Here is a 21,916-nt window from a genome sequence, read left to right as displayed (position 1 = left end):
TGGCGCCTGGCCTGCAGGGTGCCCGAGCGCGCGCGCTCGGGCTGCGCCTCATCCCTGCGAGCGGCAGGTGCGCTGCACTGCCTCGGGAAGATTGCCGGCGCTCTTGAAGTCCCGCGCCTGGGACCGGCATGCCGGCGTCACGGCGTCGCGCCGCAAGCTCCAGACGCAGGCGCAGAGGCGAAGCAGGCCTTCGACATTGACCGCGTACAGATCGTCCTGCGGGTCTTGCTCGGCAATGAGCTTTGCGATGTGGTCGATGGCGTCTCCAGGATTGAAACCGAGCCCTGAGCGCGCCATTCCCATGGCGGTAACTAGTACTTCTGTTTTTTGCATGCCGCAGTGTGATTTCCGCATCTCGCGACATTGGTACTCAGATTCCAGGCGGATGTACTAATTTGCGAGCCCCAACAGGCGTGGCCTCTTGCCGAGGTCTTAGCCCGAACGCGATATTGCGCCGAGCCATTCGCCTGGGATTTACTGGCAGCTGAAACGTCGAGGGAAATTCAGATGTCCAGGGCTACCTTTCACAAAGCGACGGCAACCTTGAAAGTGCCGTTCCACACCGATCCGGATACCGAGTTGGCGGCGCTGCGAATCGCGGGCATCCCGGTCGATGACCGGGGACTCGCAACGACGGGCTTCCTGCATGTGAGGACCACCGCGAGCTACCGCTCCCGCGTCTTCCGATGGTTTGCCGATGTCGATCCGACCGGCTCGCGCGAAAGCACCGCGACGCAAGCGGACGGCAGCTGAGCGCCTGCGGACGCTCACCGGCGTGGTGAGTGCCTCACTGTCCATGCACATGGACAGTCATGGCATGAATTCGGGCTGTTTCTCGGACTTTCACCTCCATATCATTGGCATCTGATTTGCCATTGATATTGGAGAGAAAATTGAACAAGCCCGAATTCTTTGTCACGCCCGGTTATGGGAAGCAGTTTCTCGACAGACTGCATTACTCGCAAGCCGTCAAAATCGGCAATCGCGTCGAAACTTCAGGCCAGGGCGGCTGGAATGACGACCTGCAATTCCCCGAATCGCTCGAAGACGAAATTGCGCAGGCATTCAAGAATGTCGAGCGAACGCTGGCGACAGCCGGCGCGAGCTGGGAACACGTCATTCACGTCAATTCGTACCACGTCGGCGGATTCCCGCCCGAGGTCAACGAAACAATGGCCCGGCTGTATCGCCAATACATGCCGAACCATGCGCCGATCTGGACGGAACTGGATGTCGCAGCGCTCGGGCATCCGGACATGCGCATCGAAATTCGCGTGACTGCGATTATTCCGTAATCGGAAGATCGCCTTCGAATTTCTCGATCACCCAATCGACAAATGCCTTCAATCTGGCGTTCTGATGCCGATTCGGCGGATAAAGAACATGAAAAGGCATTGCGGGCCGAGTCCAATTATCCAGGACCGACGCCAATTCGCCGGTATCGATATAAGGCTGAACAATACGTCTGAAATGCTGCCCAATACCCAGCCCTGCGAGCAGCATCTCCTTCAGGCCTTCCCCCTCGTTGGTCGAGAATACGCAATTGCCGATTTCGATCCGCTCGGCGGCGCGTTCGAAAATCAATGACTCGGGCTTTCCCGTCGAGGGAAAGAAATAGCACGCAGCGGCGTGATTCGCCTTCAGATCGTCGGGAGAAGACGGAATTCCTTTTCGCGCCAAATAACCCGGGGCAGCGCAGGTCACATATTGAAGCTCGGCTATTTTCCGCCCGATCATCGCCATGTCGCCGAGCTTGCCCGCCCGGATGACGCAATCCACACCCTCTTCCACGATATTCAATGGGCGATCGCTGATTCCTACGGCTATCGTGATATCCGGATATTTGCCGTGGAAGTCCGCCAGCTCTGGAATCAGCAAGCCATTGGCGAACGATGCAGGTGCGTCGATTCTCAAATGCCCGCTCGGTTTGAGTTTTTTAGTTCGAACCGCGCTTTCCACCGCATCCATGTCGGCAATCCAGCGCATTGCGTGATCGTAATACTCCAGTCCGTCCGAGGTTGGCGCAACCGCGCGTGTCGTTCGCTGCATCAATTTGATGCCCAAGTGCTTTTCGAGATCGGTAATCAGCTTGCTCACCGTGGAACGCGGCAGCGTCAATTGATCGGCGGTGCGGCTGAAGGAGCCTGTCTCCACGACCCGTATAAAAGCCCGCATTGCCAGGAGTTGGTTCATGGATGGCCATTGATTCAATTAAAGGCGAAGGCTCCATTGTCCATCGGCATGCAAAGTCCTGGCGAGACTTGTGCCTTGAGTCATCGCAGGCCTTGGTACCGAGCAAGGCCAACCAATCAAACTGAAAACCAACCGATATGGTTGGAAACCATCCCAGTTGGTCTATGATCGCGCCGTCGCCGACCACGCCACCCAGAGACCCAAGCAACGAATGCCAGCCATCCTGCGAGACGCGATCTCGATCATCAAACAGCATCAGCGAGCGTTCATCGCCCTGAACGTGGCCTTCTACGGCCTCTTCGCCCTGAGCATGCTGGCCACCGTGTTCGCGCCCGAGCTGCAGGCGCAGTTCAAGCCCTCCATCGACGAGAGCTTCGAAAAGCCGGGCCTCTTCAACACGGTGGCCGGCGCCTACGCCAGCCGCGACCTGCCGGTCGCCATTGGCATGACGTTCCTCGTCAATCTCGTCGTGGCTTCGATCGCCATGGCGACGCTGCCGACCTTCGTGGTTCCGTTCGTCGGGATACCGGTGGTGCTGTACCGGGCCTTCCTGTGGGGCGTGATGTTCGCGCCCATCGGCCCGCTGGCGGTGACGCTCGTCCCGCATTCGCTCACCTTGCTGATCGAAGGCCAGGCCTATGTGCTGGTGGCCTTCGCGGCCTACGTGCAGGCGCGCATGTTCCTGTGGCCCGAACGCTATGGGCTCATCCGGCACCGCGACGGCTACATGGCGGGCGCCGTGTCGACCCTCAAGCTGTACCCGCTGGTGATGCTGGCCCTGGCCGTTGGCGCCATCTACGAGGTGATCGAGGCCGTCTACGTCATGCCACTGCTGCTCAGGAGCTGAACCCATGCCCAAGCCCACCAAATCGGAAATCGATGCCGACATCATCGACAGCGCCGCCGCCCTGTTCGCGCGGCATGGCTTCGATCACACCTCGCTCCAGCAGATTGCGGATGCGGTCAACTACTCCAAGGCGGGGTTGCTGCATCACTTTCCGAGCAAGCTCTCGATCTATGCGGCCGCGATCGACGCCTTGCGCGAGCACGTGGTGACCCTGCGCGAGCGCGTGAAGCACATGCCCGTAGGGGTGGAGCGCGATCGCGCCAACGTCGAGGCGGCGGTGCAGTTCACCTACGACTGGCCGGGCGTGTCCGCGCTCTCGCACCGCATCGCCGAGAACGAGCCCGACGGCGATCCGCAGTTGATCGAGATCGGCCTCATCCTCTACGAGGCCCTGGGCATCGACCTGAAGGACCTGAGCATGGAACGCATCGTGCGCGTGACCAGCGCCCTCACGGGCCTGGGCATCTCTGCGCTGCAGGCGGTGCGCATCGACCTCAAGCGCGAATGGCGCGACCACATCGTGCAGGCGGCGATGGATGCGCTGGGCCACGGCACGCGCTGAAGCGCGGCCCGCTGCGACACCCGCCCCATGCGCGTACTCCTGGTCGAAGACGAGCCCGACCTGGCCGATGCCCTGGCAGCGGCCCTGCGCCGGCATCGCATGGTGGTGGACGTCGCCGGTTCGCTGCGCGCGGCCGAGTACGCCGCGCTCGATGCCGCATACGACGTGATCCTGCTCGACCGCGGCCTGCCCGACGGCGACGGCCTCGCGCTGCTCGACATGCTCGGCCACACCGAACCGCGCGCTGCCGTCGTGATGCTGTCCGGCATGGGCGCCATCGCCGATCGCGTGGCCGGGCTGGACCGCGGCGCCGACGACTATCTCTCCAAGCCCTTCGCACTGGACGAACTGCTGGCCCGAATGCGCGCCGTCGTTCGCCGGCCCGGCACGCGCAAGCCGCGCACTCTGCAACTGGGCCGGCTGCGGTTCGACACCGACATGCGGCACGCCTTCGTGAACGACACGCCCCTCGCGCTGCCGCGCCGCGAACTGCTGGCGCTGGAGGTGCTGCTGCGCAACAAGCGATGCACCGTGCTGCGCTCGGCCCTGCTCGCGCGCGTGTACGAGGAAGGGAACGATCCGAAGTCCAACTCGCTCGATGCCAATCTCTCCCGCTTGCGATCGAGGCTCGACGACGCGGATGCGGGGGTGGAGATCCATGCGATCCGGGGTGTCGGGTATCTGCTGCGTGAGGCGCGTGCGTGCTGACGCCGAGCGGCCCCTAAACTGCTTCGCATGCCCGATACCAACACCGTTTTCAGCAACGCCTCGGCCCTGGCCGACTACGCCGATAAAACCGCCCGCCTCGTCCCCGGCCTGCACGACCTGCAGACCATGGCCGCACTGCTCGTTGCGGAGCACGCGCCCGAATCGGCGAACGTGCTGGTCATCGGCGCCGGCGGCGGCATGGAGTTGAAGGCGCTCGCAGAGGCGAATTCGCAATGGCGCTTCGTCGGCGTCGATCCGTCGCAACCCATGCTCGACCTGGCGGCCGCGGCGCTCGGTGCGCTGGCCGATCGCGTCCAGCTGCACCACGGCTACACCGACACCGCACCCACCGGCCCGTTCGATGCCGCGACCTGCCTCTTGACGATGCACTTCGTGCCCGTCGAAGAAAGAAAGTCGACGTTGATGGACATCCATCGCCGCCTCAAACCCGGCGCGCCGTTCGTCATGGCGCATCTGAGTTTTCCCCAGGGGCCGGAGGAACGCGAGGTGTGGCTCTCGCGCTACGTCGCCTTCGCGGTGGCTTCAGGTGTCGATGCGGAGAACGCGCGCAAGGCGGCAACCGCGATCGGCTCGACGCTGCCGCTGCTCGGCCCGGAGCGGGAAGAACAACTGCTGGAAGAAGCAGGCTTTGCGAACGTGCGCCTGTTCTATGCGGGGATGGCGTTCAGAGGCTGGGTGGCGCGGGCCTGAGCGGAGGCATCGCTCCAGGGCCTTCGGTTGCCGCGGTTCTTCCGCAAGCTTGACCCAGGTCAAGCGCCACTCCCCTCCTCCGTGGCTAGCATCGAAGGCAACACGAGGAGACACCGTGGAACTCGAGATACCGGAGATGCTGGCCGCCGCATTGCAGGGCGAGGTCGGCGCGCAGTCGCCGCTTGGCCTTCAGCTGGGCGGGCCGGGCGCCGGCAGCGGTGTGCGCATCGTCTCCAGCCGGCACTTCGACGGTCACGCGCTCAACCTGCTGTTCCAGCTGGGCATGGGCACCGGCGCACGCGACCTGGTGTTCCAGCTGCTCGCGCTGGACAACCTCAACGGCGAGCCGCAGGCGCGGCCCATCGCCAGCCTCGAATTGATGGTGCCGGCATTGATCGAGTGGCTGCAGCGCGACCTGATCGACGGCTGGCTCTACCAGCGCGGCAAGGACGGCGTGCTGCTGCCCTGGCTGGTGCACACGGTGCGCCTGGTAAAGCCCACGGATGGCGAGTCTTACGTGCTCGTGGGTCTGCTGGCCAACACGCTGCAGGCGGCCAACCGCGAGCCGCCTTCGGAGCCGCGCCTGCGTTTCGCGGGCATGACCTGGGGCCTGAGCTTCCATGCCGAAGACCTGCCGGGCCGCACGCTGGCCGGGCTCTTCGCCGACCACGGCTTTCACAAGGAATGCCCCGAGTTCAAGCGCGAGTACGAGAAGCAGGTGGCCGCCTTCTCGCGGCTGCAGCCGCAGTTCGGCGCGCAGCTCACCATCGGCGGCAGCGCATGGACGGCCGGCGAAGGCGCGCGCGCGAGCATGGCTTACCACCGCCTGCCCGAGGGCGCAGTGGCACGCTGCGTGAACGACGAAGAGCTGCTGCAGCGCCGCTTCGACCTGGCCGCCGATCCGCACTACTGGCGCGAGAGCGGCATCTCCACCGGCTTCGACCGCATTCCGCAGCACTGCTACCTGCACCTGTTCCACCTGGACTGGCACCGCAACGTCTGGGTCCATGCCCAGCACGTGCAGGACTACAGGTACCAGCCCGACCTGCGCGAGCGGCTGGTGCTGCCGCAGGCGCACCGCGACCTGATCGACATCCTCACGGCCGACCGCTGCTTCCTGGTGGAAGACGTGGTGCCCGGCAAGTCGGGCGGCACCACCATCCTGTGCAAGGGCGCGCCGGGCCTGGGCAAGACGCTCACCGCCGAGGTGTACGCGGAGGTGGTCGGCAAGCCGCTGTACCGCGTGCATTCGGGGCAGCTGGGCGTCACGGCCAATTCGGTGGAGGCGAGCCTCACGAAGATCCTGCAGCGCGCCGCGCGGTGGGACTGCGTGCTGCTGCTCGACGAAGCCGACGTGTACATCCGCCGGCGCGACAACGACCTGCAGCACAACGCCATCGTGGCGGAGTTTCTGCGCACGCTCGAATACTTCAGCGGCCTGCTCTTCATGACGACCAACCGCGTGGGCGACATCGACGAGGCCATCCTCTCGCGCTGCATCGCGGTCATCGACTACCAGCCGCCGGGCGCCGACGATGCGCGCAGGCTGTGGTCCACGCTGTCGGCGCAGCTGGGCGTCGAACTGCCGGGCGCGGTGATCGACCGGCTGGTGGTGGACTACGCCGGCGCGAGCGGCCGCGACATCAAGGAGCTGCTCAAGCTCACCAGCAAGTACTGCCGCCGCAAGGAGCTGCCGCTGTCGACCCAGTCGTTCGCGCAGTGCGCGGTGTTTCGCGGCATCGCGTGCGCGTCGTCACCAGCGAAGGCAACCGAATGATCGACGCCAGCCTGCTCGGCGGCGCGCTCACCGGCCGCCTCGTCTTCCGGCCGGGCGCCCTGCCTGTTTCTCCCCCACTGCCGCCGGGGCGCCATGGCCTCTCGTTCGCCGAAGGGCGCGAAGCGGTGCTGGTGGTGCCCGAGGGCTTGCCTGCCGATGCTCCGCTGCCCTTGATGGTGATGTTCCACGGCGCGGGCGGCGAAGCCAACCGGGTGCTGCCGCACCTGGTGGCGCATGCGCGGGCGCGGCGCTTTCTGCTGCTGGCGCCGCAGTCGATGTACCCGACGTGGGACATCGTGGTCGGCGGGCACGGGCCCGACCTGGAGCGGCTCGACGGCGCGCTGTCGCGGGTGGCGGCGCATTTCCGCATCGACGCTGCGCACCTCGCGTTCGCCGGCTTCTCCGACGGGGGCAGCTACGCCCTGTCGCTCGGCGTGACCAACGGCGACGTGGCCAGCCATGTGATCGGGTTGTCGGCCGGCTTCATGAACGCATTCACGCAGGCGGGCAAGCCGCGCGTGTTTCTCGCGCACGGGCGCTCGGACAGCCAGTTGCCCATCGAGACCAGCGCGCACCCGCATGCACGGCGGCTGCTGGAGGGCGGCTACGACCTGACGCTGCAGCCCTTCGATGGCGACCACGTCATCGTGCCGTGGGTGGTGGCGCGCGCGGTCGAGTTCTTCATGGGGCGGCAGGAGCCGTAGCACCGGCCTGCACCTCGCGCAGACGCCGGTGCGCATCGCCGTCCCACACGACGGGCTGCTGGCTCTTCGCACGCAGGTAGTGGTGCGTGAACACCGCGAGATAGGCCTCCAGCGTTTGCTCGGCGGCATGCTCGCCCGCCAGGCTCATGCACAGCGCGGCCACCTCGCTGGTGCAGAAGTGGTCGTCGCGGCCGGAGCGGCGCAGCTTGTACTGCGAGATCTGTTCAGGTGCCAAGCTCAGTACGGGCAGCGCGTCGAGGTAGGGGCTCCGGCTGAACATCTTGCGCGCCTCGCCCCAGGTTCCGTCCAGCAGGATGAAGAGCGGGCGCCTGGCAAGCGCACCATCGGCCGATTCGAGCGGCGAAGGCACGGTGCGCACCACGCGTTCGGGCGCCGCGTACTGGCCCGGAAACACCACATAGGGCTCCCATTGCGGATCGCTCAACAGCGCAAGCAGCGCGGGATCGGTTTCGGTGCGCGCCCAGCCGAAGGCGAAGGTATCGGCCACCACGTCGGCGATGAGCCAGCCCGTGTTGGTCGGCTTGAGCGGCTCGATGTCGGCCATGAGCAGGCACACGCCCGCGCGCGTGGCCACCGACGGGCGCAAGGCGCACATGCAATGGCTGGGCAACAGGCGGCAGCCCGCACAGCGCTCGCGCTTGAAACCGCCGCGGGCAAGAAAGGGCTTGGCGCTTCGCGCGAGACGCGCGGCGCGAAGCAGGGAAACGGCGTGAGGCATGCAACGATTCTCGCCGTGCGATCGAAGCCCCGGAAGCCGGTTCGAACACTGCTCAGAGCTACCCCGCGAGCATCTTGCGTTAGGCTCTTGCCGTTTTTGTGTTTCAGGCCCCGGCGACGGCTTCAGGCTCGACCGGAACGCCCCTACCCTCCGCGCCACCCCTTCACATCACGACGACCCGACGACATGCGCTCCGCCCTTTACTACACGCTGATGCTTCTGCTTGGATTCGCCTGGTACAAGTTCGGGCAGAACCTGCTGCGCAAGGGCTACTACGACGAGAACGGCGAGCGCACCGAAGGATTCGTGGGGCCGGTCGGATTCCTCATATCCGCCGTCGTGGGCTCCTACCTCTTGTTTGCCCTGTTGCGCGCGCTGGTTCGAGGCGAGGTGCCATGCGTCGGCAAGGGTGGTTGCAAGATGCAGGTCTACACCCTGGCCGCGAATGCCGGCGATTACTGGGCCAACATCTTCTTCCTCGCGTGGATGGTGCTCGGCCTGGCCTACGCGCTGTATGTGTCGTTCAAGATCTGGTTTCGGGCCTAGCGGCGCCTCGGTGCGTCAGGCTGCGGCGCGCGGTGGCACCGCACCGGCCCCGCTCCTCGCACGCCGCCTCATTCCGGATCGAAAAGCCCCTGGTTCTTCAGCTCGACGAACTTGGCGGCCATCGTCGGGTTGCCGCGCGTCAGCTTCTTGATCGTCACGTCCTGCGCCTTGTCGTTGGCAAGCCGCAGGTTCCGGTCGGTGCCCAGCAGCGCCTCCTTCGTCTTCTGCAGGTGGTCGATCGATTTGTCGATCTCCGCGATGGCCTTCTGGAAGTGCCCCGAAGCGAGGTCGTAGTTCCTTGCGAACGCGGCCTTGAAGGTCTCCAGCTCGGTCTCGAACTTCGTGATGTCGATGTTCTGCGCCTTCACCAGCGCAAGCTCCGACTTGTACTTGAGCGAGTTCATCGCCGCATTGCGCAGCAGCGTGATGATGGGCAGAAAGAACTGCGGCCGCACGACGTACATCTTCGGATAGCGGTGGAACACGTCGACGATGCCGCTGTTGTAGAGCTCGTTCTCGGGCTCCAGCAGCGACACCAGCACGGCGTACTCGCAGCCCTTCTCCGCGCGGTCCTTGTCGAGCTCCTTGAGGAAGTCTTCGTTCCTGTTCTTCGTGGCGGTGCGATCGCTCTCGTTCTTCATCTCGAACATGATCGAGACGATCTCGGTGCCGGCCTCGTCCGCGTCGCGAAAGATGTAGTCGCCCTTGCTGCCGGTGCGCGCGTCGTTGTCCTTCTCGAAGTAGGCACGGGGAAACGCCATCGACCGGATGCGGTTGAACTCGGTCTCGCAATGCTGCTCGAGGGTCTCGCCGACCATCTTGGTGGACAGGCGGGCCTTCATGTCCCGCAGGCGCTCAATGGCGTCGTCGCGGTCCTTGATCTGCGTCTCGTATTTGTCCTTGAGCGATTTCTCTGCAAGCTGCTTTTCGAGCTCCGCCCGTTCGAGGCCGCTCTGCAACTGGTCGCGTTCTTTCTCGACCGCGCTGACCGCCTCGGTGATCGCGAGCTTCTGCGCCACTTCGATGGCGTCGAGCTTGGCCTTCAGGCCCTGGATCTCCACGTCCTTCGCGGCGGCGCCCTTCTGCAGTTCGCTCACGTGCCTTGCCTCGGCCAGCTCGGTGGCTGCGCGCTTGTCATGCCGGGCCTGCTCCAGTTCATTGGCGAGCGCATCGCGCTCTTTCTCGACGGCGCTCAAGGCCTCGCTCACGGCGAGCCTGCGTGCGACCTCGCCGGCCTCGAGCCTGGCCTTGAGTTCCTGGATCTCGCCATCCTTGGCTGCGGCGGCTTTCTGCAATTCGCCCGCGGCTCTGGTCTGCGCGAGTTCGACGGCGTTGCGCTTGTCCCGCTCGGCCAGTTCGAGCCGCTCGTGCAACTGCTTCTCGAAATCGCCGTCGCGAACCTGCTTGAGGATGTCCGCGTAGCCGGCTTCGTCGATCTTGAACGCCTTGTTGCAGTGGGGGCAGATGATTTCATGCATGGCGGGTTGCCTTCTGCGCAGGGAGAGGCCTGTTGGTGCGAATGGATTGGATGCTCATGTGCGGCTTTCGGATTTTCTGTCTGCTTGGCTGGATGCTAGACGACGCTGCACGGATGGCACATGGAGCAGCCTGCCGCGCCGATGCCGCTGGGTCGCACGCCTATCGTCCCTTGGCACGCTTGGCGATAGCGCTTAAGCGGCATGCACTTCGGCGCGGGCCCGGGCGAGAATTCTTGCCAAAGCCGGTCTCACAAGGAGTAGCGATGACCACCCGTGTCCTGATCGTCGAGGACGAGCCCGAATTCCTGCGGCGGTTCTCGGATGCGGTGCTGCGTGACCCTGCGCTGTGCGTCGTTGCGGCGGTTGCCACCGGCGCGGAGGGCAAGGCGATGCTCGACCTGCATGCGCCGGACGTGCTTCTGGTGGACCTGGGCCTGCCCGACATCAAGGGCGTGGAGGTGATCCGCCATGCCGCCGCACACCATCCGAACTGCGACGTGCTGGTGGTCACGATGTTCGGCGACGACGCCCATGTGGTCGAGTCGATCGAGGCAGGCGCTACCGGCTACCTGCTGAAGGACGCGTCGCCCGAACGCGTTGCCGCCAGCATCCACGAGATCCGGGCCGGCGGCGCGCCGATCAGTCCCGGCATCGCGCGGCGCATTCTCACGCGGCTGCGGCTGGTGGCACGGCCCGAGCCGGCGGCAGCCGAGCCATCGCAGGAAGCCCCCTGCGAACCGCCGCAGGATGCCCGGGCATCGCCGCTCACGCCGCGCGAAACCGAACTGCTGCGCCTGACCGCCAAGGGGCTGACCTTCGACTCGATCGGCGAGCTGCTGGAGATCTCGCCGCACACCGTGGTCTCTCACGTCAAGAAGATCTATCGCAAGCTGGCGGTGCATTCGCGCAGCGAGGCGGTCTACGAAGCCAGCCAGCTGGGCCTGCTGTGAAGGCTGGGGCGCGGGCACGGGCTGTCGGGCGATGCGCCGCCCCTTGGGTGGCACGGCTCGCCATGATGCTCGTGGCGGTCCTGCTGATGGCACCGGGGCCGCCGGCACTGGCGCTCGAGCTGACACGCATGCAGGCCCTGGCATCGAGCCAGACGAGTCCGCCGGCGGCCGACAGCGCCTGGACCGAGGTCGCGCTGCCCGGGCACGTGGCGCTCGCGCCCCGCCTGCCGCGCGGCAGCGCCGTCTGGTACCGCGCGGGCTTCGACGCGCCCGCGCTCGGCGAGCGCGACGGCAATTGGGCGGTGTACCTGCCCTATCTCCACGAAGGCGGCCAGGTCTGGCTCAACGGCACGCGGGTGGCGGAGGTGGAGGAAGACAGCGACACCGTCCACGTCCGTTGGGAGCGGCCCCATCTGATCCCGTTGCCCCGCCATCTGCTTCGCGCGGGCGGCAACGTGCTCGCGGTTCGCGCGGCCGCCGCGCCCTCGGCCGTGTCGCTGCGTTTCCCGATCGTCTCGGTGGCGCCGTTTGCCGAACTGCTGCCGGTGCACGATCGCCGGCTGTTCTGGGTGCGCACGCTGCCCGAGATCACGGTGGTGGTCTGCCTGCTGATGGCCGCGATCGTGCTGTGCATCTGGTGGCGGCGCCGCAGCGAGGTCCTGTACGGCCTCTTCGGCCTGGCCGCAGCGCTCTGGGGGGTGCGCACGCTGACCTTCGTGATCGAGCGCATGCCGGCGCAATACTGGCATCTGTGGCGCACGGTGTACCTCGGCGCCACGGGCGGCTTCGTGGTGGTGCTGGCGCTGTTCTCGCTGCGACTGGCGCGCATCGACCGCCCCTGGCTGCGCCGCCTGCTGCTGGGCTACTGGCTGCTCGGGCCGGTCTGGCTGCTGCTTGCCGGGCCGCAGGGCGAGCCGCTGGTCAACCGGTGGTGGAGCGCGGGGTTGATTCCCATCGGGTTCGCGATCCTCGCGGTGTCGATCAGGACCGTGATGAGACAGCGCACGCTGGCAGCCGCGCTGATGCCGATGGCGCTGATGATCGCCGTGCTCGCAGGCGTCCATGACTACCTGATCGCCTGGGACAACGGCGCACTGGCCCACCTGCTGCCGCACTGGGTCGGCAAGCGGATCTTCCTGCTGCACCACGCGGCCAACCTGCTCCTGCTGTGCATGGGCAGCCTGCTGACCGCCCGCTTCATCCACACGACGGACTCGCTGGAGGAGCTCAACCGCACGCTGGAGAGCCGCGTGGCGGACCGCGAACGGCATCTCGCGCAGAGCTTCGCGCACATGGCGCAGTTGCAGCGCCAGCATGCCGCGTCGCAGGAGCGCCAATCGATCATGCGCGAGATCCACGACGGGCTGGGCTCGCGTCTTTTCACCTCGCTGTCGCGGGTCGAGCGCGGCGACATGAGCGAGCGGCAGATCGCCCAGGTGCTGCGCGACTGCATCGCCGACATGCGCATCGCGCTCGATGCGCTGGCGCCCGATGCCGGCGACTTCCGCACGGCGCTGGGCAACTTCCTTTTTCGATGGCAGTCGCAACTGGAGGAGGCCCATATCCAGCCGTCATGGACCATCGATGTGCCGGACAGCGTTTCTGCGCTGTCTCCCCAGGCTTCGCTGCAGCTCCTGCGCATTGCGCAGGAGGCGCTGACCAACGTGCTCAAGCATGCGCGCGCCGGCCACGTGCGCGTCCAGCTGCGCCAACGCGACGAGCTGCTCGAGCTCGAGATCGCCGACGACGGGCAGCCGCCCGAGTCGCCGCCCGACGCCAGCAGCCGCGGCATCGCCAACATGCATGCCCGCGCGCGCCAGCTCGGCGCCTCCCTCCAGGTGATCCACGCGGCCACGGGCACGCGCGTGCAGCTGCAGGTGCCGTTCGCAGCGCTTAGGGCGTAGTCCGTTCGGCGTAGCGTGGACACGGCATTCCCCGCAATCCAGGCATTGCCTAGAGTCGGCGCACGCGTTGAGGAGACGCGCAACACTCCCGGAGCCGCCGTCGATGCAGTTTCACGCTTTTGCCACCGCCGACGGGCCCTTGCTGGCCCTGATCGGCTGGCTGTACCTGGTGACCAACGCGGTCCGCGTGCTGACCTACATCCCACAGATCGTGGTGGTCTGGCGCTGCACCGACGGCGCCGTCTCGGTCTCTTTGCTGACCTGGGGTTCCTGGGTGCTGTCGAACGTGACGGCGACGGTCTATGCGGTGCTGGTGGTGCGCGATGCGCTGTTCGTGGCCATCTCGCTGGTCAACCTCGTCGGCTGCGGTGCGGTGGCGGCGATCGCCGCCCGCCGGCGCGCGCAATGGCGGGCCGTCAGGCGATGAGCGGTTCGCCCGCGAGTGCGCACGTGCGCACGCGCGGGCAGCCCGGCAGCCTTGCGCCCCTGGCGCGACGCAAGGCAATCGGCGACGAGGTCGCCGCGACGATGAAGTCGGCAGCTGGCTGCGTTCCAGCCAGGCTTTCGGCGCAGGCCTTGCTGCTCAGGGCGCGCCGACCGGTGCAACCTTGCGGATGCGGTTGCCCAGGGTATCGGCCACGTAGATGGTGCCGTCGGTGCCGACCGCCACGCCGGATGGTTCACTGAACCTTGCCGCCGCGCCGATGCCGTTCTGCGAGCCCATCGCGCCGGCCTGGCCTGCCACCGTGGACACCTCGCCCTGCGGCGTGATCTTGCGCAGGATGCTGTTGCCGGTGTCGGCCACATAGAGGTTGCCGGCGGTGTCGAAGGCGACGCCGCCCGGGCGCTGGAAGCTCGCGATGGCGGCCGCGCCGTCCGCGGCACCTGCTGCGCCCGAACCCGCGAAGGTCGTGACGACGCCGGCCGGTGTCACCTTGCGGATCCGGTTGTTGTCGCTGTCGGCCACGAAGAGGTTGCCCGCGGCGTCGGCCGCGATGCCGTAGGGCCGCGCGAACGATGCCGCGGCGCCTGTGCCGTCGGCAAAGCCGAACCCACCGGAGCCTGCCAGCGTAGTCACGTCGCCTGACGGCGTGATCTTGCGGATGAGCGCGGTGTTGAGTTCGGCCAGGTAGATGTTGCCCGCACCGTCGAGCGTCATCGCGATGGGTCCGGTGAACGTGGCGCTCGCGGCATTGCCGTCGACCGACCCGCCCGCGCCGGTGCCCACGAACGTGGTCACGTCGGCCGCCGGGGTGATCCTGCGGATGCGGTTGCCGATGAATTCCGCCGCGTAGAGATCGCCCGAGGGCGCAAGGGCGATGGCCGTCAGGCTGTTGAACGAGGCGGCCGTGCCGTTGCCGTCGACCGTGGCAGTCGTGTTGTTGCCGGCGAAGGTCGTGACGTTGCCGTCGGCCGTGATCTTGCGCACGCGGTTGCGGCCGACGTCCGACACGATCAGCCCGCCGTTCTTGTCGACGACGATGCCGTAGGGGTCGGCGAATGTCGCCGCGGTGCCGTTGCCGTCGAGTGCGCCGAATGCGCCGGACCCGGCGAGCGTCGATACCTCTGCCACGGCTGCCGAGCAGCTCACGGCCACGTCGGCCACATCGGCGGTGACGGTGCCGATGCCCTTGGTCACGACGCAGAACTGCCAGAAGGGCTGGGTGCGCACGCTCACTGCGAAGGCAGAGCCTTCGGCAATCGCGGTCGCAAAGGTGAACTTGCCATCCGCCGTCAGGGTGAGGTCGTCACCCGCGTTGCTCTGCAACACCAGGCTGCCGACCAGGCCGGTCACCGTGCCGCTGACGGTGTGCCGGGCGATGACCGGGGTCACCTCGGGTTGCGTCGGCGCCGGGGCCGGGCCGGTGATCGGGAAGAAGCCGCTCCCATTGCCGCCTCCTCCACCGCCACAGGAAGCCAGCAACGCAATCGCCGCCGCCACGGCGCCGCGGCGCCCGTAGAAATTCATTTGTCTCAGCATGATCCTCTGCCCTCGTTGAAGTTATTGATGCGCAAAAAAAGAAACCTCCCGGGCACGAAAGCCCGAGAGGTTTCTCGTCGGCAATTTATAGAAGCAGAAGTTGCTTGCCTATCCCTGAGATTGGGTATGGGTGCGCTGCCCGACGCCCGGCAGCAGCAATCGACAGCAGCCAAGCTATCGAGCGCGCAGGCTGGAACTGCACCGCATGCCAGGCCGCAAGCACGGGCCGATGCAGGAGCTGCGCCGAACCCACCGCTGGTCGAGATTCAGCCGATGCGGGCGATTCAGGCGATCGGAGTAGTCCCTAATCATTCTTCCTCGGACACATGAGGGCAAAGGTACTGTCGCGGCTCGCCGACGCACGCGATGTTTCTGCTTCGCATCGGCGCAAGAGTGGTTAGAAAGGGGACTGTCTTCCGATGAAAGGTCCAACCCGATGCACGACTCGCTCCGCTCCCTTCTTCTTGCCGCAGGCCGCATCGTGTTGCCTGCCAGCGCGCTGCTCGCTCCGTTGGCACTCATTCAGCCGGCCCATGCGGTCACCGCGACCACCACCTTCCAGGTGACTGCCACGGTGCTCAAGGCCTGCCTGATGACGACGCCCGCCACGCTGGCCTTCGGAAACTACGACCCCGCAGCCGCCACCGCGCTGAGCGGCACCACCACCTTCAGCGTGACCTGCACGTTCGGCACGCCCTACTCCCTCGGCCTGAACGCGGGCACCAGCGCGGGCGCGACGGTGACCACGCGCGCCATGACCAGCCCCACGGCGGCCGCCGGCAACAACAAGCTCTCGTACGGCCTCTTCAAGGAAAGCACGCACACGACGAACTGGGACAACAGCACCTCCGCCACCGGCTACACCGGCACGGGGCTGCCGCAGACACAGACCGTCTACGGACAGATTCCCACGGCGCAGTACACCGCCGCTGCGGCAACCGACTACGCCGACACCATCACGCTCACGCTGACGTACTGACCGCAGATTGCACCGCAGATTGATCGCAGTCACCCGCGGCATGCGCCGCATCTTCCTGCTGTCGTCCGCCCTGCTGCCCTGCATGCTGTGGCCCACCGGCGCGTCGGCCGCCAGCCTGAGCGTGGCGCCGCTGCGCATCGTGCTGACACCCGAGCGCCCGGTCGCCTCGCTCACCATGGGCAACAGCGACGAAGCACACGAAGTCGCGGTGCAGGCCGAGGTGCTGGCCTGGTCGCAGGAGGACGGGCGCGATGTCTATCGACCCACGCGCGAAGTGCTGGTCAACCCCGGCATCTTCAGGCTGCCACCGGGCGGGCGGCAGATCGTGCGGCTGGGCCTGCAGGTGCCGGCCGAGGCCGGGGAGCGCAGCTACCGCGTCTTCCTGCGCCAGCTGCCGCGCGACCAGGTCCTTGCGACCGACGGCACCGGCGGTGCGAAGCTGCAGACGCTGCTGCGCATCGGCGTGCCGATCTTCGTGCCGCCGCTGCAGTTGCGGCAGTCGCTGCAATGGCGCCTGCAGGCGAGCGGCACGGGCGGCCCGGGCGGGCGCGGCTACAGGCTCATGCTCGACAACCAGGGCAGCGAGCACATCCAGGTCACGCAGCTGGTGGTGCGCCGCGAAGGCGGCGGCGAGCTGCTGCGAAAGAGCCTCTCGCACTACGCGCTGGCCGGGCAGTCGGCCGGGATCGAGCTGGAGCTCCCTGCGCTGCCTGCCGATGCCCGCCTGCACATCGAGGCCACAACCGATGCGCCCGAGCCCTTGTCCAACGTCACCGCCACCGTGCTCGTGCCCCGTGCGCCTGCCGCGTCGCGCTAGCGCCTGGGCGTGCTGCGGCTGGCTGGCGATGCGCGTTGCCTGCGCACAGGCCGAGCCGCCCGAGGCCGCCGACGATGCACAGCCGGCGATCCTCGACGTGCACATCAACGGGCAGGCGCAGCAGGCGCCGCGCCCTCTGCTTCGGCGCGGCGCGCAACTGCTGGCCGCCGAAGCCGACCTCGCCGCCTGGCGCCTCGTGCGGCCTGACACGCCGGCGCTGCGGCGCGGCGACACCAACTACTACGACCTGCGCGCATTGCCGGGCGCACGGCTGCAGTTCGACGAGAGCGCGCAGAGCGTGGCGCTGACGGTGCCTGCCGATGCGTTCACGCCCGGCACCGTGCAGGCACAGCGGCCCGCCAGCGACCGGCCGCCGTTGTCGGCTTCGGCCTTCGGCGCCTTCCTCAACTACGACCTCGTGCTGCAGCACGACCGCGACGGCACGCGCGCCTCGGGGTACTTCGATGCGGCGACTTCAGGCGAGTGGGGGCTCGCCGGCACGGGCTTCGTCGCCGGGCGCTCCGCGTTCGGCGGACACGGTGCCACGCGGCTGGAGAGCTATTTCCGCCGCGACGACCCCGACCGCCTGACCCGCCTCACGGTCGGCGATGCGATCACGCAGGCATCGGCGTGGTCCACGCCCTTTCGCTTCGGCGGGGTGCAGTTCGGCACGCGCTTCGGCCTGCAGCCGGGCTACATCAGCTACCCGATGCCGACGCTGAGCGGCGGTGCGGCCGTGCCCTCGGCGGTCGAGGTGTACGTGAACGACACGCTGCGCTACCAGCGCCGCGTCGATGCCGGGCCGTTCGCGATCACCGACGTGCCGGTGCTCACGGGCGCCGGCGAGATGCGCTTTGCGGTCACCGATGCCTTGGGCGTGCAACGCACCGTGACCACGCCCTACTACGTGAGTTCGAACCTGCTGCGCGCGGGGCTCTCCGACTACTCGTTGGAAGCCGGATGGACCCGCCTTCGCTACGGCGAACGCAGCTTCGACTACGGCCCGCCCTTCGTGGCCGGCAGCTGGCGACGCGGCCTGAGCGACAGCGCCACCGTCGAGGTGCGCGGCGAAGCCGGCGCACGCAGCCAGACGGCAGGCGCGGGCCTCACCTGGGTCTGGGGCACGGTGGGCGAATTCGCGTTGCATGGCGCCGCCAGCCGCAGCCGCGATGGCGCAAGCGGCCGGCTATGGCGCGCCGCCTACACGCGCACCAGCGACGAATGGAATTTCTCGGCCAGCCGGCAGGTGGCGAGCCGCGGCTTCACGCAGATCGCCTGGCAGGACAGCCCCGTGCACGTCGACGCCCAGAGCCAGCTGTTCGCAGGCCGCTCGCTGGGCCGCTACGGCACGCTGGGGGCCAGCCACACCCGGCTGCACTACAACACCGGCGAACGCGTGGCCGTGACCACGGCGAGCTGGTCGATCGCTGTGGGCGGCAGCGCCTGGCTCGGAACCTACCTGGCCCGCACGCGACAGGACGGCAGGCGACCGACGACATCGGTGGGTGTCAGCCTCAGCTTCGCCCTGGGCGAAGGCCGCAACGCATCGCTCTCGGTGCAGCAGCAAAACCCCGGCAGGCATTCGGCCGTCGCCGAGCTGAGCCAGCAGCCGCCCAGCGACACCGGCTGGGGCTACCGGCTGCGCGCCGCCGATGGAGACAACGCGCGCACCGAAGCCGGCGTCAACTACCGCGGCCGCTACGGCCTGCTCTCGGCCGAGGCGGCGCGCGCGCAGGGCCAGAACGCGCTTCGCGTGCGCGCGAGCGGTGCCGTGGGCTACGCCGGCGGCATGACCTTCGCCACCCGCCAGTCCGACGACGCGTTCGCACTGGTGACGGTGCCCGGCGCCCCGGGCGTGAAGGTCTACCGCGAGAACCTGCCCTGGACCACCACCGACAGCCAGGGCCGCGCCGTCGTCTCCGGGTTGCGCGCCTACGAGCCCAACCACATCAGCATCGACAACGGCGACCTGCCGATCGAGGCGCAGGTGCGCAGCGACGTGATGCGCGTGGTGCCGCGCTACAAGGGCGTGGCCGCGGCCAGCTTCGACATCTCGCGCGGGACGCTCGCGAGCACGACCGTGCTCTTGCCCGACGGCAGCCCGCTCCCGGCGGGCATCGACGTGCTGCGACCGGCGCGGGGCACCTCGCTGGTCTCGGGCTTCAACGGCCAGCTTTCCATCGACGACCCGCAGTCCCGCGAAAGCTTCGAGGCCCGTTGGACAAAGGGGCACTGCCGCTTCACGCTCGGCGAGATCGACCGCTCCGGCGCACTGCCCTCCCTGGGCCCGTACCGATGCCAGCCCGTTCCATCGCCGGTGCCATGAAGCTCACCGCACGCAGCGCGTGGGCGCTGTCCCTCGGGCTGGCCGGCCTGATGGTGGCGCACGATGCGCGCGCCGCGTGCACGGGCGTGGGCCTGTTCAGCTGCAGCGCGACGGTCTCCGTGCCGCTGCCGCTCGCGTTCGGCAACTACGACCCGGCCAGCCTCACGCCCAAGGACAACACCACGACCATCACCGTCGTCGGCACAGTCACCGGACTGGGGATCCTGGTGACCCTGTCCTATTCGATCGGCCTGAGCGCAGGCACGGGCGGCAGCATCGCCAACCGGCAGCTGACAGGCCCGGGCAGCACGCCGCTGGGCTACAACCTCTACACCACGAACGCGCGTACCGCGGTGTGGGGCGCCGCAACGGTCACCGACAGCTACAGCGCGCTCGCATCGGTCGGTGGCACTTCGGTGTCGCGCAACTACACCGTGTATGGGCGCATTCCGGTCGGGCAGTACGTTGCACCGGGCAGCTACAGCAACACCATCACGGTGACGGTGACCTATTGACGTGCGACCAGAACGAGATGCGGCGTTACTGGGCGCTCCCCTATGGCAACATCCCGCCGATACCGCAAGCACGCTGCAGGCACGCTGCAGATACCCTCTGAAATCCAATGCCACTGACACGCGACAACTGGCCCAGCCGCGCAGCCATCCAGGCCTCTCTCGCAGCCCGGTTTTCCCTCCCACCTTTGCCCCCGCCGATCCAGGACTGGTTCGACTGGTGCCGCAGCATGGGTACACAGTCGCTCGTGCTGGACGAGCCGGACTGGCGCGAAGGTTGGCGTGGCGGCCTCACCGGCTCGGGCGCTGTCGATGTGCCTGGCCTCCTGGCGGAAATGGAAGGCTACCGTTTTATCCTGGACCAAGCCGCGAGTACGCCAGATCATCTGGTGTGGAGCGATGCCGTGGACACGGGCCACTGGCAGCCGCATTGGGTGGTGCTGCAAAACGCAGATGGCGATCCGTTGATCGGCGACATCAGCCAGCCCGAAGTGCCGGTGCTCTGGGACTGGCACGGGAGCGGCCGCTGGTCGCCGCAGCCGCTGTACCCGAATCTTCGGATGCTGATGGAGCGCATCGAGGTCGAGGCACCTGAGCCACCGGACGACGCTCCTTCGACGGCACTTTTCTACACGGCGCATCTGACGGACCTGGGCGCGCAGCCGCTGCAGGTGCTGACGGCACTCAAGGCGCATCGGGACTACAAGCACCTGGCGGGCGCGAGCCTCCTGAAGCTCAAGCACCAGCTGCCCTTGCCGCTGCTGGTCGACAACATCAGCGTGGAGGCGAAGAACTACCTGGTGCGCCACTACGAGGCGCTTGGCGCGCGGGTTTCGGTGGTCGAACGGGGATTGAAAAGGCCTCCAGCGCCACGCTGAGGCTTCGGTCGGTGCAACGTAGTGTGTTGCCCGGCCCAGCGCGATACATGCGCATACGCGCCGAGACCGAAAGAGGCGAAAGCCGCCGAAGAATCCGCACGCCCAGGCGTCGCGGGCCCTCCCTTCCGCGGCATTTCATTCCTCCATCCGAATCGCCCATCCCATGAACCGACTCGACACGCAGCAGGCGTCCAGCACGGACGCCGCAAAGGATTGTTCGCTCCTCAGTTCCTCCAAGGCCGTTGCGGCAAAGCTCGCCGGTCTCGGCCTCTTCGCGCTCGCGGCTGCCTCCGGCATCTTCGCGATGGCGCCGAGCATCGCCGAGGAAACCAGCGCCCTCGCCAAGGCATCGGACGCATCACCGATCTATGGCGTCACCCTTCCCAAGGGCTACCGGCAATGGCAGCTCATCGCTCCGGCCATCGAGGCGGAGCCGCTGAACGAGTTGCGGGTCGTGCTCGGCAACACCAAGGCGATCGAGGCCTACGACAAAGGAACGCTGCCGTTCCCCGATGGCACCGTGCTGGCCAAGCTGGCGTGGAAGCATGTGCAGTCGCCGGAGTTCGCGCCTGCGTCGATTCCGGGCGCGGCCACCACGGTGCAGATCATGGTGAAGGACTCGAAGAAATACGCCGCCACCGGCGGCTGGGGCTTCGGCCGGTTCGTCAACGGCAAGCCCGCCGACCTGGCGCAGCACCAGACATGCTTTGCGTGCCACCAGGCGCTGGTGAAGAACCACGACTACGTGTTCACGCGGCTCGCACGCTGAACGAACGCAGCGCACACAGGAAAAAGGCGTGTGCGCTTGAACGGGCCGACTGCTGCAAGGGGCGCGATACGCGCCTGTCCCGCCCACGACCCGCGCGGCGACTGACCGCAATTGAAATTTATTGTTGGCGAATGCAGCCCGGATACATAGGCATACGCAAGCCGCCCGCCCGAGCATTTCGCCTTCCAACAATCGCTTCACCACTCCGCAAGGCGCACGCCGACCAGGCCGACCGCCGCGTGCGCAGTGCCACAACCCCTACCTTCAGATTCCAGGAGATCCCGATGACCGCTTGCTCCCTCTTGCTTCGCCGCTCTTTCCTCGCCAAGGCCGCGCTCGGCGTGGCCGCCACCCAGATGACGTCGATCGTGCCCGCCTTCGCACAATCCGCCGGCACCGCCGCGGGCGGCGCGAGGCGTCTGGAGCCGCTCAAGAGCATCGAGGTCAACGGCCTGAGCATGGGCTACTACGAAGCCGGCCCGGCCAACGGCGCGCCGGTGATCCTTCTTCACGGCTGGCCCTACGACATCCACAT

At 67.1% G+C, this 21,916-nt stretch carries 23 protein-coding genes and 1 pseudogene; 19 read left to right on the top strand and 5 right to left on the bottom strand.

What is annotated here, in order from left to right:
- Positions 1 to 48: 48 nt before the first annotated feature.
- A complete protein-coding gene (locus RT97_RS01970) occupies positions 49 to 333 on the bottom strand; it encodes a hypothetical protein (protein ID WP_216595152.1) in 285 nt (94 codons plus the stop codon).
- A 174-nt stretch (positions 334 to 507) separates the two neighbouring features.
- On the opposite strand from RT97_RS01970, the gene RT97_RS01965 reads away from it, so the two are divergent.
- Positions 508 to 753: a hypothetical protein gene (locus RT97_RS01965; protein WP_042577110.1), complete on the top strand. Its 246-nt coding sequence runs from the start codon at positions 508 to 510 to the stop codon at positions 751 to 753.
- Between the two features lie 140 nt (positions 754 to 893).
- Complete coding sequence (locus RT97_RS01960; RefSeq protein ID WP_042577109.1) at positions 894 to 1,295, top strand: RidA family protein; 402 nt, start codon at positions 894 to 896, stop codon at positions 1,293 to 1,295.
- Here RT97_RS01960 and RT97_RS01955 read toward each other — a convergent pair.
- Positions 1,285 to 2,193, bottom strand: coding sequence for a LysR family transcriptional regulator (locus RT97_RS01955; protein ID WP_042577108.1), 909 nt, complete (start codon positions 2,191 to 2,193; stop codon positions 1,285 to 1,287). The two genes, RT97_RS01960 and RT97_RS01955, sit on opposite strands and share 11 nt — an antisense overlap.
- Before the next feature lie 211 nt (positions 2,194 to 2,404).
- Between RT97_RS01955 and RT97_RS01950 the strand changes: the two genes are divergently transcribed.
- From RT97_RS01950 to RT97_RS01925, 6 genes are all read left to right on the top strand, one after another.
- Entirely contained in the window at positions 2,405 to 3,040 is a 636-nt protein-coding gene (locus RT97_RS01950) for a hypothetical protein (RefSeq protein ID WP_042577107.1), read from the top strand.
- A gap of 4 nt (positions 3,041 to 3,044) precedes the next feature.
- Positions 3,045 to 3,602, top strand: a complete 558-nt coding sequence (locus tag RT97_RS01945) for a TetR/AcrR family transcriptional regulator (RefSeq protein WP_042577106.1) — start codon at positions 3,045 to 3,047, stop codon at positions 3,600 to 3,602.
- A gap of 27 nt (positions 3,603 to 3,629) precedes the next feature.
- Complete coding sequence (locus RT97_RS01940) at positions 3,630 to 4,310, top strand: response regulator transcription factor (protein ID WP_042577105.1); 681 nt, start codon at positions 3,630 to 3,632, stop codon at positions 4,308 to 4,310.
- A gap of 27 nt (positions 4,311 to 4,337) precedes the next feature.
- On the top strand, positions 4,338 to 5,021 hold the full coding sequence (locus RT97_RS01935; RefSeq protein ID WP_042577104.1) for a class I SAM-dependent methyltransferase: 684 nt from the start codon (positions 4,338 to 4,340) through the stop codon (positions 5,019 to 5,021).
- A gap of 115 nt (positions 5,022 to 5,136) precedes the next feature.
- Entirely contained in the window at positions 5,137 to 6,798 is a 1,662-nt protein-coding gene (locus tag RT97_RS01930) for an ATP-binding protein (RefSeq protein WP_042577103.1), read from the top strand.
- Positions 6,795 to 7,502 carry an alpha/beta hydrolase gene (locus RT97_RS01925; RefSeq protein WP_042577102.1) on the top strand — a complete coding sequence of 236 codons (708 nt, stop codon included), beginning with the start codon at positions 6,795 to 6,797 and terminating at the stop codon, positions 7,500 to 7,502. The genes RT97_RS01930 and RT97_RS01925 overlap by 4 nt, the downstream gene beginning before the upstream one ends.
- Here RT97_RS01925 and RT97_RS01920 read toward each other — a convergent pair.
- Complete coding sequence (locus RT97_RS01920) at positions 7,480 to 8,241, bottom strand: tRNA-uridine aminocarboxypropyltransferase (protein ID WP_042577101.1); 762 nt, start codon at positions 8,239 to 8,241, stop codon at positions 7,480 to 7,482. The genes RT97_RS01925 and RT97_RS01920 overlap by 23 nt on opposite strands.
- Before the next feature lie 186 nt (positions 8,242 to 8,427).
- On the opposite strand from RT97_RS01920, the gene RT97_RS01915 reads away from it, so the two are divergent.
- Entirely contained in the window at positions 8,428 to 8,787 is a 360-nt protein-coding gene (locus RT97_RS01915; protein ID WP_042577100.1) for a hypothetical protein, read from the top strand.
- Between the two features lie 68 nt (positions 8,788 to 8,855).
- On the opposite strand, the gene RT97_RS01910 is transcribed toward RT97_RS01915, so the two are convergent.
- Entirely contained in the window at positions 8,856 to 10,265 is a 1,410-nt protein-coding gene (locus RT97_RS01910; protein WP_042577099.1) for a DUF2130 domain-containing protein, read from the bottom strand.
- A 263-nt stretch (positions 10,266 to 10,528) separates the two neighbouring features.
- On the opposite strand from RT97_RS01910, the gene RT97_RS01905 reads away from it, so the two are divergent.
- The 3 genes from RT97_RS01905 (at position 10,529) to RT97_RS01895 (ending at position 13,546) form a co-directional block, all read left to right on the top strand.
- Positions 10,529 to 11,215, top strand: a complete 687-nt coding sequence (locus RT97_RS01905; protein ID WP_042577098.1) for a response regulator — start codon at positions 10,529 to 10,531, stop codon at positions 11,213 to 11,215.
- Positions 11,216 to 11,280: 65 nt separating this feature from the next.
- Positions 11,281 to 13,119: a sensor histidine kinase gene (locus tag RT97_RS01900; RefSeq protein WP_155403706.1), complete on the top strand. Its 1,839-nt coding sequence runs from the start codon at positions 11,281 to 11,283 to the stop codon at positions 13,117 to 13,119.
- Between the two features lie 103 nt (positions 13,120 to 13,222).
- Positions 13,223 to 13,546: a hypothetical protein gene (locus RT97_RS01895; protein ID WP_042577096.1), complete on the top strand. Its 324-nt coding sequence runs from the start codon at positions 13,223 to 13,225 to the stop codon at positions 13,544 to 13,546.
- A gap of 156 nt (positions 13,547 to 13,702) precedes the next feature.
- On the opposite strand, the gene RT97_RS01890 is transcribed toward RT97_RS01895, so the two are convergent.
- Positions 13,703 to 15,100, bottom strand: coding sequence for an NHL repeat-containing protein (locus tag RT97_RS01890; RefSeq protein WP_155403705.1), 1,398 nt, complete (start codon positions 15,098 to 15,100; stop codon positions 13,703 to 13,705).
- A gap of 436 nt (positions 15,101 to 15,536) precedes the next feature.
- On the opposite strand from RT97_RS01890, the gene RT97_RS01885 reads away from it, so the two are divergent.
- The 7 genes and pseudogenes from RT97_RS01885 to RT97_RS01855 all read left to right on the top strand — a co-directional run.
- Positions 15,537 to 16,079, top strand: a complete 543-nt coding sequence (locus RT97_RS01885) for a Csu type fimbrial protein (protein ID WP_042577095.1) — start codon at positions 15,537 to 15,539, stop codon at positions 16,077 to 16,079.
- 19 nt (positions 16,080 to 16,098) lie between these two features.
- Positions 16,099 to 16,896 (top strand): fimbrial biogenesis chaperone, encoded by a 798-nt coding sequence (locus RT97_RS31985; protein WP_052810526.1) that lies wholly within the window; start codon positions 16,099 to 16,101, stop codon positions 16,894 to 16,896.
- Positions 16,897 to 16,924: 28 nt separating this feature from the next.
- Positions 16,925 to 19,222, top strand: a complete 2,298-nt coding sequence (locus tag RT97_RS01875; protein ID WP_052810525.1) for a fimbria/pilus outer membrane usher protein — start codon at positions 16,925 to 16,927, stop codon at positions 19,220 to 19,222.
- Entirely contained in the window at positions 19,192 to 19,737 is a 546-nt protein-coding gene (locus RT97_RS01870) for a Csu type fimbrial protein (RefSeq protein ID WP_080898137.1), read from the top strand. The genes RT97_RS01875 and RT97_RS01870 overlap by 31 nt, the downstream gene beginning before the upstream one ends.
- A 107-nt stretch (positions 19,738 to 19,844) precedes the next feature.
- Positions 19,845 to 20,612 (top strand): hypothetical protein, encoded by a 768-nt coding sequence (locus tag RT97_RS01865; RefSeq protein ID WP_042577094.1) that lies wholly within the window; start codon positions 19,845 to 19,847, stop codon positions 20,610 to 20,612.
- A gap of 304 nt (positions 20,613 to 20,916) precedes the next feature.
- Positions 20,917 to 21,381, top strand: a complete 465-nt coding sequence (locus tag RT97_RS01860) for a cytochrome P460 family protein (protein WP_042577219.1) — start codon at positions 20,917 to 20,919, stop codon at positions 21,379 to 21,381.
- A 284-nt stretch (positions 21,382 to 21,665) separates the two neighbouring features.
- Positions 21,666 to 21,916 (top strand): annotated as a pseudogene (locus RT97_RS01855) (alpha/beta hydrolase); the annotation flags it as partial.

This window comes from Variovorax paradoxus (genome assembly GCF_000834655.1).
In the GTDB taxonomy this organism is placed as follows: domain Bacteria; phylum Pseudomonadota; class Gammaproteobacteria; order Burkholderiales; family Burkholderiaceae_C; genus Variovorax; species Variovorax paradoxus_F.
This window is presented reverse-complemented; position numbering and strand designations above follow the sequence as displayed.

What these genes read in the sequence shown, in the direction of transcription:
- RT97_RS01955 (WP_042577108.1), bottom strand. Translation starts at nt 2,193, where the DNA reads ATGAACCAACTCCTGGCAATGCGGGCTTTTATACGGGTCGTGGAGACA.
- RT97_RS01920 (WP_042577101.1), bottom strand. Translation starts at nt 8,241, where the DNA reads ATGCCTCACGCCGTTTCCCTGCTTCGCGCCGCGCGTCTCGCGCGAAGC.
- RT97_RS01865 (WP_042577094.1), top strand. Translation starts at nt 19,845, where the DNA reads ATGCCACTGACACGCGACAACTGGCCCAGCCGCGCAGCCATCCAGGCC.
- RT97_RS01965 (WP_042577110.1), top strand. Translation starts at nt 508, where the DNA reads ATGTCCAGGGCTACCTTTCACAAAGCGACGGCAACCTTGAAAGTGCCG.
- RT97_RS01970 (WP_216595152.1), bottom strand. Translation starts at nt 333, where the DNA reads ATGCAAAAAACAGAAGTACTAGTTACCGCCATGGGAATGGCGCGCTCA.
- RT97_RS01910 (WP_042577099.1), bottom strand. Translation starts at nt 10,265, where the DNA reads ATGCATGAAATCATCTGCCCCCACTGCAACAAGGCGTTCAAGATCGAC.
- RT97_RS01875 (WP_052810525.1), top strand. Translation starts at nt 16,925, where the DNA reads ATGCGCGTTGCCTGCGCACAGGCCGAGCCGCCCGAGGCCGCCGACGAT.
- RT97_RS01950 (WP_042577107.1), top strand. Translation starts at nt 2,405, where the DNA reads ATGCCAGCCATCCTGCGAGACGCGATCTCGATCATCAAACAGCATCAG.
- RT97_RS01940 (WP_042577105.1), top strand. Translation starts at nt 3,630, where the DNA reads ATGCGCGTACTCCTGGTCGAAGACGAGCCCGACCTGGCCGATGCCCTG.
- RT97_RS01900 (WP_155403706.1), top strand. Translation starts at nt 11,281, where the DNA reads ATGCTCGTGGCGGTCCTGCTGATGGCACCGGGGCCGCCGGCACTGGCG.
- RT97_RS01885 (WP_042577095.1), top strand. Translation starts at nt 15,537, where the DNA reads ATGCACGACTCGCTCCGCTCCCTTCTTCTTGCCGCAGGCCGCATCGTG.
- RT97_RS01870 (WP_080898137.1), top strand. Translation starts at nt 19,192, where the DNA reads ATGCCAGCCCGTTCCATCGCCGGTGCCATGAAGCTCACCGCACGCAGC.
- RT97_RS01925 (WP_042577102.1), top strand. Translation starts at nt 6,795, where the DNA reads ATGATCGACGCCAGCCTGCTCGGCGGCGCGCTCACCGGCCGCCTCGTC.
- RT97_RS01860 (WP_042577219.1), top strand. Translation starts at nt 20,917, where the DNA reads ATGGCGCCGAGCATCGCCGAGGAAACCAGCGCCCTCGCCAAGGCATCG.
- RT97_RS01890 (WP_155403705.1), bottom strand. Translation starts at nt 15,100, where the DNA reads ATGCTGAGACAAATGAATTTCTACGGGCGCCGCGGCGCCGTGGCGGCG.
- RT97_RS01935 (WP_042577104.1), top strand. Translation starts at nt 4,338, where the DNA reads ATGCCCGATACCAACACCGTTTTCAGCAACGCCTCGGCCCTGGCCGAC.
- RT97_RS01905 (WP_042577098.1), top strand. Translation starts at nt 10,529, where the DNA reads ATGACCACCCGTGTCCTGATCGTCGAGGACGAGCCCGAATTCCTGCGG.
- RT97_RS01945 (WP_042577106.1), top strand. Translation starts at nt 3,045, where the DNA reads ATGCCCAAGCCCACCAAATCGGAAATCGATGCCGACATCATCGACAGC.
- RT97_RS01915 (WP_042577100.1), top strand. Translation starts at nt 8,428, where the DNA reads ATGCGCTCCGCCCTTTACTACACGCTGATGCTTCTGCTTGGATTCGCC.
- RT97_RS01895 (WP_042577096.1), top strand. Translation starts at nt 13,223, where the DNA reads ATGCAGTTTCACGCTTTTGCCACCGCCGACGGGCCCTTGCTGGCCCTG.